Origin of the sequence: Erwinia endophytica (assembly GCF_009295515.1) — a bacterium.
GTDB classification, from domain to species: domain Bacteria; phylum Pseudomonadota; class Gammaproteobacteria; order Enterobacterales; family Enterobacteriaceae; genus Erwinia; species Erwinia endophytica.
In genome coordinates this window covers 18,960-30,262 of record NZ_RQVV01000035.1, presented here as the reverse complement: position 1 = coordinate 30,262, position 11,303 = coordinate 18,960, and the positions used below count along the sequence as shown (strand labels likewise).

General features: G+C 51.5%; 11 protein-coding genes, 3 tRNA genes and 1 rRNA gene. 11 read left to right on the top strand and 4 right to left on the bottom strand.

The window, feature by feature from the left end:
- The first annotated feature begins 99 nt into the window (after positions 1–99).
- The 4 genes from EH228_RS11230 to EH228_RS11215 all read left to right on the top strand — a co-directional run bounded on the left by EH228_RS11230 (position 100) and on the right by EH228_RS11215 (position 1,543).
- A tRNA-Thr gene (locus EH228_RS11230) sits at positions 100–175 on the top strand.
- Positions 176–298: 123 nt separating this feature from the next.
- Positions 299–414, top strand: a 5S ribosomal RNA gene (gene rrf, locus EH228_RS11225).
- 100 nt (positions 415–514) lie between these two features.
- A tRNA-Asp gene (locus EH228_RS11220) sits at positions 515–591 on the top strand.
- 148 nt (positions 592–739) lie between these two features.
- Positions 740–1,543: an endonuclease/exonuclease/phosphatase family protein gene (locus EH228_RS11215; protein WP_152321751.1), complete on the top strand. Its 804-nt coding sequence runs from the start codon at positions 740–742 to the stop codon at positions 1,541–1,543.
- Between the two features lie 293 nt (positions 1,544–1,836).
- Here EH228_RS11215 and mltD read toward each other — a convergent pair whose 3' ends face one another.
- Positions 1,837–3,213: a murein transglycosylase D gene (mltD, locus tag EH228_RS11210; RefSeq protein WP_152321750.1), complete on the bottom strand. Its 1,377-nt coding sequence runs from the start codon at positions 3,211–3,213 to the stop codon at positions 1,837–1,839.
- Positions 3,214–3,283: 70 nt separating this feature from the next.
- A complete protein-coding gene (gloB, locus tag EH228_RS11205; protein ID WP_152321749.1) occupies positions 3,284–4,039 on the bottom strand; it encodes a hydroxyacylglutathione hydrolase in 756 nt (251 codons plus the stop codon).
- A gap of 51 nt (positions 4,040–4,090) precedes the next feature.
- Between gloB and EH228_RS11200 the strand changes: the two genes are divergently transcribed.
- Positions 4,091–4,831 carry a class I SAM-dependent methyltransferase gene (locus EH228_RS11200; RefSeq protein WP_152321748.1) on the top strand — a complete coding sequence of 247 codons (741 nt, stop codon included), beginning with the start codon at positions 4,091–4,093 and terminating at the stop codon, positions 4,829–4,831.
- Here EH228_RS11200 and rnhA read toward each other — a convergent pair.
- Complete coding sequence (rnhA, locus tag EH228_RS11195; protein ID WP_193323328.1) at positions 4,813–5,382, bottom strand: ribonuclease HI; 570 nt, start codon at positions 5,380–5,382, stop codon at positions 4,813–4,815. The genes EH228_RS11200 and rnhA overlap by 19 nt on opposite strands.
- On the opposite strand from rnhA, the gene dnaQ reads away from it, so the two are divergent.
- Positions 5,333–6,067, top strand: coding sequence for a DNA polymerase III subunit epsilon (gene dnaQ / locus EH228_RS11190; protein ID WP_152321746.1), 735 nt, complete (start codon positions 5,333–5,335; stop codon positions 6,065–6,067). The genes rnhA and dnaQ overlap by 50 nt on opposite strands.
- A gap of 133 nt (positions 6,068–6,200) precedes the next feature.
- A tRNA-Asp gene (locus EH228_RS11185) sits at positions 6,201–6,277 on the top strand.
- Positions 6,278–6,362: 85 nt separating this feature from the next.
- Here EH228_RS11185 and EH228_RS11180 read toward each other — a convergent pair.
- Positions 6,363–7,853 carry an NCS1 family nucleobase:cation symporter-1 gene (locus EH228_RS11180; RefSeq protein WP_152321745.1) on the bottom strand — a complete coding sequence of 497 codons (1,491 nt, stop codon included), beginning with the start codon at positions 7,851–7,853 and terminating at the stop codon, positions 6,363–6,365.
- A gap of 145 nt (positions 7,854–7,998) precedes the next feature.
- On the opposite strand from EH228_RS11180, the gene EH228_RS11175 reads away from it, so the two are divergent.
- The 4 genes from EH228_RS11175 (at position 7,999) to EH228_RS11160 (ending at position 11,301) form a co-directional block, all read left to right on the top strand.
- Positions 7,999–8,730: a GntR family transcriptional regulator gene (locus EH228_RS11175; protein ID WP_152321744.1), complete on the top strand. Its 732-nt coding sequence runs from the start codon at positions 7,999–8,001 to the stop codon at positions 8,728–8,730.
- Positions 8,727–9,467: an allantoin racemase gene (gene hpxA / locus EH228_RS11170; protein ID WP_152321743.1), complete on the top strand. Its 741-nt coding sequence runs from the start codon at positions 8,727–8,729 to the stop codon at positions 9,465–9,467. Before EH228_RS11175 ends, hpxA begins: the two co-directional genes overlap by 4 nt.
- A gap of 35 nt (positions 9,468–9,502) precedes the next feature.
- The gene (puuE, locus tag EH228_RS11165; RefSeq protein ID WP_152321742.1) at positions 9,503–10,462 is read left to right on the top strand and encodes an allantoinase PuuE; all 960 of its coding nucleotides are present in this window, start codon (positions 9,503–9,505) and stop codon (positions 10,460–10,462) included.
- Positions 10,463–10,848: 386 nt separating this feature from the next.
- On the top strand, positions 10,849–11,301 hold the full coding sequence (locus EH228_RS11160) for a PTS sugar transporter subunit IIA (protein ID WP_152321741.1): 453 nt from the start codon (positions 10,849–10,851) through the stop codon (positions 11,299–11,301).
- Positions 11,302–11,303: the final 2 nt, after the last annotated feature.

The following is an 11,303-nucleotide window of genomic DNA, read 5'->3' as shown; positions in this document are numbered from 1 at the left end:
CTGGTAGTGTGGGGTCTCCCCATGCGAGAGTAGGGAACTGCCAGGCATCAAACAAAAGCTGGTGAATGTGATTTTTCCGTTGCCAGTAAGAATAAGCGTGCTGATATGGCTCAGTTGGTAGAGCGCACCCTTGGTAAGGGTGAGGTCCCCAGTTCGACTCTGGGTATCAGCACCACTCGATATCGTGTTAAGTTCAGTAAAAAGCGGGTTTGTCTGTGACAAGCTTGGACAGCATGAAAGCTGGCCCCAAAAGGGGGGCACCGTGAACGGTGCGAATAATGTGAATTTGAAGAATTTGCCTGGCGGCTTTAGCGCGGTGGTCCCACCTGACCCCATGCCGAACTCAGAAGTGAAACGCCGTAGCGCCGATGGTAGTGTGGGGTCTCCCCATGCGAGAGTAGGGAACTGCCAGGCATCAATTTAGACCAGTAGCTGGTCATGACCTTCCTGGTGACGCAGGAAGGGAGAAATACCTGGAATCAGACATTTTCTCTGATTCCAGTACAGAATCGGTGGAGCGGTAGTTCAGTTGGTTAGAATACCTGCCTGTCACGCAGGGGGTCGCGGGTTCGAGCCCCGTCCGTTCCGCCACTTTATAAAGCCCTGAGTCAGGAGACTCAGGGCTTTTTTTTTGCATTCTGCGGCTTATTAGCTGGAGCTGATTGAAACTCAGTTGCAAAGTCCCTATAACTGATAAATGACAGTATGACTTCAGCAGCAGTTTAAACTGGGCAATAAAGTGCGAAAAAAGACCTATGCCATGAGATATGTAGCGGGGCAGCCTGTGGAGCGAATTTTTCCACCCGGCGCTTTGCTGCATGTCGGTAAGGCTTTGCCCCCTGGCGCGCCACTGACAACTGAATCCACGCTGAGAGTGATGGTGTGGAATATTTTCAAACAACAGCGTGCTGACTGGCTCTCAGTTTTGCAGGACTTCGGTAAAGATGCCCATCTGGTGTTACTGCAGGAAGCGCAAACTACCCCAGAGCTGGTACGCTTTGCCACCACACACTATCTGGCTGCCGATCAGGTTCCTGCCTTTGCGTTGCCTCAGCATCCTTCTGGTGTTATGACGCTGGCATCAGCCCATCCTGTTTACTGTTGTCCTCTGCGCGAGCGTGAGCCGTTATTGCGCCTGGCTAAATCAGCGCTGGTGACGGCTTATCCCTTGCTAAACAGCCAGACGCTGATGGTGGTGAATATTCATGCTGTGAATTTTAGTCTGGGTATTGATGTTTACAGCAAACAATTGGGACCGATAGGGGAACAGATTATTCATCATCAGGGGCCGGTGATTATGGCTGGAGACTTTAATGCCTGGAGCCGCCAACGGATTAATGCTTTATACACTTTTTCCCGCGAGATGGGGCTGGAAGAAGTGAATTTTACCGATGACCATCGACGCAAGGCTTTTGGGCGACCTTTAGATTTTGTATTTTATCGTGGAATGAGCCTGTCACAGGCTTCCATTCTGGTTACTCGCGCCTCTGATCACAATCCGCTACTTGTTGAATTCAACGCCAGAGAGTCCACTCTTCTCTGAGAATCCCCGATCTTTTGCCACAAACCACGCTGCTCTTATTTAAACGATCAATCTTCGGACCGATGACTACCTGAGCAGTGCTGTACATGCCAGATAGCAGGGGAGGGCGTCAGTGCCGGATTTAGTAGGTTGCTGCTCAGCATGTTAAACGCGTGGTGGCTTACGCTAATGTAAAAAGGATCCATGTATGAACATGAACCCTTTTTACACCAGTCTGCTACTGGAGAAGTCAACCGCTCTTTAAATGAACGGTATGAATATTACGACTGGTTTTTGATGACCTGAAACTCATGTTAGCTATCAGGCTCTTTAGTGTTGTTCACAAACAATGTCAGTCGATCACCAGGCTGAATATTTGCGCTATCCCCACTGTTCCAGCGCAGCAAATCCTGCGTGTTAACACCGTGACGTTTCGCAATGCTGGCCAGTGAATCGCCTTTACGAACCTCATAGATAATGCTGTTACTATTGTTGGTCAGTTTTGTGGCGCTACCATTATTACTGCTCAGGCTGAGGATTTGTCCCGCTCTGATGTTGCCATCACGCAAATTATTCGCCCGCTGTAAATTTTGCACCGAAACATTCAACCGTTTGGCAATACCTGACAATGTATCACCATGGCGTACAACGTAAGAACCGGTAGTCGTGGTTAACTCGGTTGGCTGTACAGACTCAATATCATCTGTCGCCAACGAGTTACGCAACTGTTCCACATGAGACTTCGGCACCATAATGTACTGAGGCCCGCCTTTTGGCGCGGTGGCGCCGCGTTTGTAACCCGCATTAAAACTTTTCAGTTTACTCAGTGGTATACCGGACATTTCTGCCGCCTGCGTCAACTGAATCTGCTGGCCTACTTCAACGCGAGCCAGCGCTCGGGCTTCATTGGGTTCTGGTAGACGCACGCCATAACGCTTGCTGTTCTTCAGAATATCCCCTAAAGCCAACATTTTGGGGACGTAAACTGTGGTTTCGCGAGGTAGCGATAAATGCCAAAAATCCGTTGGTTTCCCCTGGGAGCGGTTAGTCTTTACCGCTTTCATCACTCGACCTTCACCGCTGTTATAAGCGGCGATAGTCAACAACCAGTCTCCACCAAACATATTGTTCAGGCGTTGCATCATATCCAGCGCCACCCTGGTCGAGGCGACGACGTCAAGGCGCCCATCATACCACTGGTTCTGTTTTAAACCATAGTTACGCCCCGTTTGCGGTACTATCTGCCAGATGCCAGCGGCGTTGGCTGCAGAGGTTGCATGGGGGTCAAAAGCGCTCTCCACTATGGGTAGTAGTACTAGTTCCATCGGCATCTTACGTTGCTTAATCTGCCCGACTATCCAGTACATATACGGCTCTGCCCGTAATGTTACATCGTGGAGATAGCTCTTGTTTCTCAAATATTTTTGTTTTTGTTCGCGTATCCGGGGATTATCCGGAACTTCCATCTTCAGCTCATCACCAATGAAACGCCACAGATTCTGTTCTCGCGTAAGGCTGGTTCCATCATCCTGCCAATGCGACAACATCCGATCTGCATTTTTACCCGTTTCATTTTGATTTGCCGAAGACAAACTCTGTGCATGCTGTACAGGATCATCGTTAGCGTCATGCCCTGACGCCCGGCATCCCACCAGCAAGACCGAGGCGAATAATATCGCTTTAGCCTTCATGTATGTATCATAGTTTGCTTAAAAGACCAGCAACTATACGTGGTCGTCTTGCGCAACACAACCCGAAAAATTAAAAACGGTCTTTCTTCTCACGTAGCGTTGCAAATATCTGCCATTCATGTAAAGGAGATGTTTTGTGTCCTATATTTTTTTGTAATTCAATATCTTGAGTTCTGAGAAATACATTAACTTGTCGCTCACATGCCAGAGTGGAGGGCACGGTAACGTTGTTTTTTACGCGCAACTCCTTAATTTTATGGTAATAGCGTTCTATCTCAGCGTCCTGTGGCCACAGGGCATGCGCAAACGTCAAATTAGATAACGTATATTCATGTGCACAGCAAACCAGTGTTTCCTCTGGGAGTTTGTTAAATTTTTGAAATGAAATGAACATTTGTTCCGCGGTCCCTTCAAATAATCTTCCGCAACCGCCAGAAAACATCGTGTCGCCACAAAAAAGGTAAGGGAAGCTGAAATATGAGATATGTCCTAAAGTGTGACCAGGTGTGTGATAAACACTAAATTCCAGCCCCAAAACAGCCACTTTATCGCCCTCTCCAACGATGTGACTGGTCCCTTTATCTTGCGTTTCGCCTGGGCCATACACCACAAGGTGTGGGTATTTTTCAACCAACTCTTTCACACCACCTACATGGTCGTGATGATGATGGGTGAGAAGAATCGCCTGAGGTTGCCACTGATTTTTCTCCAGAACGGCAAGAACTGGAGCGGCTTCGCCAGGATCGACAATCAGGCACTCGCCGCGATTGTTGTTTAATGTCCAGATGTAGTTGTCCTGAAGTGCTGGAATACTGGTAAGATTCATCATCGCCTCTTTATACTGATACTGGCTTGAATGGAAATAAGATGGTAAAGCATGAAGCCTGCTAAAACACGCCGAATTCGTCATGTGCCTCAGTCATGGGCGGAGATGCCGTGGGGGGAATTCTATCGTGATGCGCTGACCAAACATTTGCGGCCTTGCCTCGACAGGATGTACGGTTTCCATTTGCTGAAAATAGGCAGTCTTAGTGCGGAAATTGAAACAGAGAATTGTGCTATCTCACATCAGGTCAATGTGGGATTAAGCGGTGAACGGCTTCAGGTAAAGGCTGACCCGATGAGCCTGCCTTTTGAGTCCAAATCCGTCGATGCCTGTTTGCTGGCGCACAGCCTGGCGTGGAGCAGTGATCCTCACCGCATTTTGCGTGAAGTGGATCGGGTGCTGATTGATGATGGCTGGATAATAATTAGCGGCTTCAATCCGTTCAGTATATTGGGCATGGGTAAGCTTATTCCTGGCATCCATCGCCGTATACCGTGGAACAGCCGGATGTTTACCCAGATGCGGCTCATGGACTGGTTGAGCCTGATGAACTATGAAGTGGTCCAGCGTACCCGTTTTCAGGTATTACCGTGGAATCGTCAGGGCGGAAAGGTTATCAGCACTCATTTCCCAGCGTTGGGATGCCTGAGTATTATCGTGGCGCGTAAACGCACCTTTCCGCTGATCATGACTCCGGCGAAGAAGGCGGCGGCGAAAAGAAGGCTGAGCCCCGCAGTCGGCGCGACGCGTCAGATCCGTTCGCGCCAACGTCATCAGGATTCGGACAAATAGCCGACATCTTCGAAGGTGGGGCTACCCGCAGCAGCACGGGCTAACTCGTCACAACGTTCATTTTCTGCATGTCCTGCATGACCTTTTACCCATTCCCATTTTATGTGGTGATGGCTGAGTGCCGTATCAAGCCGCTGCCACAGGTCGACATTCTTCACTGGTTTTTTATCGGTTGTTTTCCAACCGCGCTTCTTCCAGTTATGAATCCAGCTGGTTATCCCCTGGCGAACATACTGGCTATCGGTGCTCAGCACCACTTCGCACGGTTGGGTCAATGCTTCCAGTGCGACAATGGCCGCCATCAACTCCATGCGATTATTGGTGGTCAGGTAGTAACCCGCGCTGAAGGATTTCTCGTGTTTACCGTAGCGCAGGATGGCGGCGTATCCTCCTGGACCGGGGTTGCCAAGACAAGAACCGTCGGTGAAAATTTCTACCTGCTTGAGCATCTCTGGTAGACTCCCTGCTGAAAAAACGCCAAGTCTGACATAAACGGGTCCTATGAGCACAGTAAATACTACACGGCAGATTGTACTCGATACTGAAACCACGGGTATGAATATGGTCGGGGTCCATTATGAAGGGCACCGCATCATCGAAATCGGTGCCGTAGAGGTGGTAAACCGTCGCCTGACGGGCAACAATTTCCATATTTATCTGAAGCCGGATCGTCTGGTGGATCCCGAAGCGTTTGGCGTTCACGGGATTGCCGATGAGTTCCTCGCGGATAAACCGACGTTTGCTGATATTGCCGATGACTTTATCGCCTATATCGACGGTGCGGAGCTGGTTATCCATAACGCCTCGTTTGATATCGGCTTTATGGACTATGAATTCGCTAAACTGGGGCGCAACATTCCGAAGACGGAAGCCTTCTGCCAGGTCACTGACAGTTTGGCGATGGCGCGTAAAATGTTCCCCGGCAAGCGTAACAGCCTTGATGCGCTCTGCTCGCGTTATGAAATAGACAACAGTAAGCGAACGCTGCATGGCGCGTTGCTTGACGCCGAAATTCTGGCCGAAGTATTCCTGGCGATGACAGGTGGGCAGACCTCGCTGACCTTCTCGATGGAAGGCGAACGTCAGGCGCAAAGCAACGGCGATACCATCCACCGTATTGCGCGTCCGGCTTCCGGGTTGCGCGTCATCGCGGCGACAGCCGAAGAATTGGCTGAGCATGAATCGCGACTGGACCTGGTGATGAAAAAAGGTGGAAGCTGTCTGTGGCGTGCTTAACTGCTTCAGTTTTGGCAATAAAAATACAGTAAGGCGAAAAAACACGCAGTCGCTCTTAACTGTGTATAAAAAGCGTTGACGGGGCGGATGGCTCCCCGTAATATTCGCCCGTTCCCGACGGGGAACACCGCGCGGAGCGGTAGTTCAGTTGGTTAGAATACCTGCCTGTCACGCAGGGGGTCGCGGGTTCGAGCCCCGTCCGTTCCGCCAGATATTCCGGAAAGCCTGATTCAGTCATGGATCAGGCTTTTGTCATTTCAGGACCAGCGATCTGCTGCAGGTCCCTATAACCCCGCTACCTTTTCTGCACCGCAACCTTGCCACTGTAGTCCTGTGGGCTGGTCACGCGATCTTCCCGGGCAATCCAACGATAGCAACCTGCCGCCAGGCCCGCGCCGATAAACCAACTGAAGTTAGCTACTGGGTGCAGTGAGGGAATAAAGCTGATAACCAGGCCAATTAATACCGATGGTACCAGCGCCGCAATGGCTTTCGGGTTGAAGCCGCCGCGATACCAGTACTGGCCTTGCGGTGTGTCATTGAACAGGTCATCGACAGCAATCTGGCTGCGCTTAATCAGATAGAAGTCACACAACAGAATACCGAACAGGGGGCCGATAAAAGCACCCAGCACATCCAGCGTGTAATGGATAAGTTCTGGCGACTGGAACAGGTTCCACGGTGTTAGCAGCACGGAACCCACTGCGGCAATCATCCCGCCGGTACGGAAACTGATTTTCTGCGGCGCACAGTTGGAAAAGTCGAAAGCCGGAGAAACGAAGTTTGCCACGATGTTAATGCCGATGGTGGCGGTAATCATCGTTAACAGGCCGATGGCGACAGCCAGATCGCTACCCACCCGGCTGACGGTCTCGATTGGGTCGGTGATCATCTTGCCAAACAACGACTGGGTACCGGAAACGATCACGACCGTTACGATAGAAAACAGCAAAAAGTTAAATGGCAGGCCCCAGCGGTTACCGCGACGAATTTCTCCCAGACTTTTACCGTAACGGGAGAAGTCGCCAAAGTTCAGTAACGGGCCGGAGAAATAAGAGACGACCAGCGCAGTCGCGGTGATCATTTCCCATGCCTGCTGTCCACTGCTCAGTTGTTTACTGGCCAGAGTCAGTGAAATACCATCGAAGCCTGTCTTGTATACAATCCATCCCGCCAGCGCCAACATCACCACATAGACCGCCGGTCCCGCGACATCAATAAAACGCTTGATGGCATTCATCCCGTGCCAGAACACCAGCGCCTGCGCGAACCACATAATACCGAAGCAGATCCAGCCTAGCTGCGACAGACCAAGCCATGAAATATGGGTCATCGATGCCAGCGAAGGCCAGAATTTCAGCGATACCAGCATCAGCGCATTGGCGGCCAGGTAGGTTTGAATGCCGTACCAGGCAAAGGCAATCAGTCCACGAATAACCGCCGGGATATTGGCGCCGAACACGCCAAAGGCCTGACGACAGATAACCGCATACGGTACACCGGCCATCTGGCTTGGTTTGGCCACCAGGTTGGCACAAATCTGCACGATACAGATCCCGACCAGCAGGCACAGCAGCACCTGCCAACTGGCCAGACCCAGCGTGAAGAAGCTGGCGGCCACCACGTAGCCCCCCATACTGTGAACATCCGACATCCAGAACGAGAAGATGTTGTACCAACTCCAGGTCTGATCACGTGTCGGGGCCAGATCTTCATTGCACAGCCGTGGGCTGTAATGGGCATTGGCAACAGCCGCCGCCGGAGAGACCTTCTGACTATTTGGCATGAAACCTGCTCCTGTGAATTCAACTAAATACTAATTGGGTTGATTTCGTATTGCAGGATTCAGGCCAAAAAGTTATTTCATGTGTACAAAAGTAAAATAATATGTGTACGATTTCTGACGGATCTGTCGTTTACCGGAGTAGGTAATGAAGAGTGAAACCGGCCTGAGAATGGCCTCTGACCTGATTGATAAGGATGAACCCATCTATCAGGCGTTGATGACGGCAATTGTGGAACACCAACTGCCGCCGGGCAGCAAGCTGCCGGAAGAAGCGCTGTCTGACGTTTTCGGTATCAGTCGTACCGGTATCCGTAAGGTGCTGCAACGCCTCGCCGCAGTGCAAATGATTGTATTGGTGCCCAAACGTGGTGCGCAGGTTGCCACTCCCTCTGTTGAGGAGGCCCAGGATATTTTCCGTACGCGAGCCCTGGTGGAATGCGCCAATTTGCCGGCCGTGCTGGATCGCTGTCAGCCTCCCCATTTGGCGGCGTTGGAAAAGCTCAATCAACAAGAGCAGCGGGCGCATGAGATACACGACGGTGCAGCCGCCATCCGCCTCTCTGCGGCTTTTCATGTGCAGCTTCAGGCGATCTCCGGCAATCAGGTGTTGACGGAGATGGTCACGCGTTTGACCCAGCGTTCCTCACTGGTGATTGCGGCCTGGGGCGCGCCATGGCAACAGGGGTGTCGTTGTGATGATCATGACCGGCTCATCGATCTGATCAGAAAAAAAGATCCACAGCCACTGGATGAAGCGATGCGGCAACATTTTGCCCATATTGTGGCCAGTCTGCGCTTTGAACGCGGCGGGGAAACCTTGCCGGATTTCGCCACATTGTTTGCGGGTTTTTCCGGGAAAGCGAGGGGGAAAGTATGACGGCATCGCTGGTTGTGCAAGTCATCAACCCCAACACCAGTCTGGCGATGACGCGAACGATTGAACAAGCCGCCCGCGCGGTGGCTGGGCCAACGACTGAGATCCTGGCCGTCTGTCCTGCACAGGGCGCGCCGTCGATTGAAGGGCATTTTGATGAGGCGATCGCCGCTATTGGCGTGCTGGAGCAGGTGAAAGCCGGCCGTGAGCAGGGGGTCAGTGGTCATGTTATTGCTTGTTTTGGCGATCCGGGTTTGCTGGCGGCGCGTGAGTTGGCCACCGGGCCGGTGGTTGGGATTGCTGAAGCGGCGATGCATATGGCAACGATGTTGGCAACGCGCTTCTCGGTGGTCACCACCCTACCGAGAACGGTAATCATTGCCCGCCATTTGCTACAGCAATATGGCCTCGAACATCACTGTGCTGCGTTGCATGCTATCGACCTGCCAGTACTGGCGCTGGAAGACGGCAGCGGGCTGGCACAGGAAAAAGTGCGTGAACGTTGTCTACAAGCGAAACGCCAGGATGGCAGCGGGGCAATTGTCCTTGGGTGCGGCGGTATGGCAACGCTGGCCCGTGAGCTGACGCTGGAACTGGGTATCCCGGTGATTGATGGTGTGGGCGCTGCGGTAAAAATGGTGGAATCATTGGTGGCGCTGGGGCTGTCGACCAGTAAACACGGCGATTTAAACTATCCCATTCGAAAAACACTGTCGGGTCAGTTTGAACGCCTAAACTGAGGGAATTAAGTCGACCCGACAACAGGACTTTGATCATGAATGATGTCAGCGATAACAAAGAGTACAGTTTCAATAAGAACTATCCCCGAGATCTGATAGGTTATGCTGGCAATCCGCCTGATGCCGCGTGGCCGGGAAAAGCCAGGGTTGCCGTACAGTTTGTGCTGAACTATGAAGAGGGCGCGGAAAATAACGTGTTGCATGGCGATGCCGGCTCTGAGCAGTTTTTATCCGATATCATTGGCGCGGCGAGCTATCCTGATCGCCACATGTCAATGGATTCTCTGTACGAATACGGTTCTCGTGCAGGATTCTGGCGTATCCATCACGAGTTTCAGAAACGCGGTCTGCCGCTAACTATATTTGGCGTGGCGATGGCGCTGGCGCGTCATCCGGAGATTGTTGCGGCGATTAAAGCGGCTGATTACGATGTGGTCAGCCATGGATGGCGCTGGATCCACTATCAGTCGATAGATGCAAAGACCGAGCGTCAGCATATGCAGCACGCGGTGGATATCTTGACGGAACTGTTTGGTAAAGCGCCGACAGGCTGGTACACCGGACGTGACAGTCCCAACACTCGCCGTCTGGTAGTGGAGCAGGGAGGGTTTACCTATGACAGTGATTACTATGGCGACGATTTGCCGTTCTGGTCGCAGGTGACCTGTCAGGATGGCACGGTGAAACCGCACCTGATCATTCCTTACACGTTGGAAACCAACGATATGCGTTTTGCTTCACCGCAGGGGTTCAATACGGCAGAACAGTTCTATACCTACCTGAAAGACAGTTTTGACGTGCTGTATGAGGAAGGCGAGACTTCGCCGAAAATGATGTCTGTAGGGATGCATTGTCGCCTGCTGGGACGCCCTGGACGTTTCCGGGCGCTACAGCGTTTCCTCGATTATATTCAGCAGCATGATGCGGTGTGGATCTGCACTCGTCAGCAGATTGCCGATCACTGGCTGCAGACGCATCCGGCACCGGAGGTTTGATTAACGCCTTTCCTGTGTTTATATCGGCGTCATGAGGATGACGCCGATTATTCTGGCGGCATGCCCTGTCCATTTGTTAACCCTGCGGGACAAACGGAGATAATGGTTATTTGCTGTCACTCACTCTTCCATTCTGTTGGTGAATGTTGAAGCTGATCATAATCTGGTGCTTCTCCTCATCCTGTTTCCCCCCTTTTTTCGCCACGAAATCGGTTCCTTTCGGGGCTGATATTTTTCGTATATGTAATCACCCTCACGCTAATACCGAAAATTATTCCCTGTAAGTCCAATTTCTTGATTCCAGCGGCGACAAAGATTGTTTTTTTAGATTCTGTTCGCTGCGTCCAGGATAGGAACATGAATGATGAATCAGGAGCTGGAATGTAATGGATGAAATTATTGCCAGAGAAAATATTTGTCTGCGAGTTGTGGCCAGCGACTGGCGACAGGCAATTACCGCTGCGGGTGAGTTGTTGGTTGCCAGCCAATATAGTTTTCCTTCTTACATTATTGAGATGATCAGTGCAGTGGAGATGCTGGGGCCTTATATCGTGGTGGCGCCTGGTATCGCCTTCGCCCATTCACGCCCCGGCCCGGCGGTGATCAAAACAGGCATCAGTATGGTCACGCTGGCGCAGCCGATCTGCTTTGGCAACGAGGAGAATGATCCGGTGCAGATCGTTTTTGCTCTGTGCGCCACTGATAAAAACAGCCATATCCATTTGTTAGCCAGACTGGTGAATTATCTGGATGACGAAGAGAGCCTCCCTTTTTTAAAACAATGCGCTGACGCTGAACAGGTGTATCGCGCGATTAATCATGCAAAACCTGGAGAATAAAA

Coding starts and splice junctions, on each gene's coding strand:
- EH228_RS11180 (WP_152321745.1), bottom strand. CDS start 7,853: ATGCCAAATAGTCAGAAGGTCTCTCCGGCGGCGGCTGTTGCCAATGCC.
- dnaQ (WP_152321746.1), top strand. CDS start 5,333: ATGAGCACAGTAAATACTACACGGCAGATTGTACTCGATACTGAAACC.
- puuE (WP_152321742.1), top strand. CDS start 9,503: ATGAATGATGTCAGCGATAACAAAGAGTACAGTTTCAATAAGAACTAT.
- EH228_RS11200 (WP_152321748.1), top strand. CDS start 4,091: ATGAAGCCTGCTAAAACACGCCGAATTCGTCATGTGCCTCAGTCATGG.
- gloB (WP_152321749.1), bottom strand. CDS start 4,039: ATGAATCTTACCAGTATTCCAGCACTTCAGGACAACTACATCTGGACA.
- mltD (WP_152321750.1), bottom strand. CDS start 3,213: ATGAAGGCTAAAGCGATATTATTCGCCTCGGTCTTGCTGGTGGGATGC.
- hpxA (WP_152321743.1), top strand. CDS start 8,727: ATGACGGCATCGCTGGTTGTGCAAGTCATCAACCCCAACACCAGTCTG.
- EH228_RS11175 (WP_152321744.1), top strand. CDS start 7,999: ATGAAGAGTGAAACCGGCCTGAGAATGGCCTCTGACCTGATTGATAAG.
- EH228_RS11160 (WP_152321741.1), top strand. CDS start 10,849: ATGGATGAAATTATTGCCAGAGAAAATATTTGTCTGCGAGTTGTGGCC.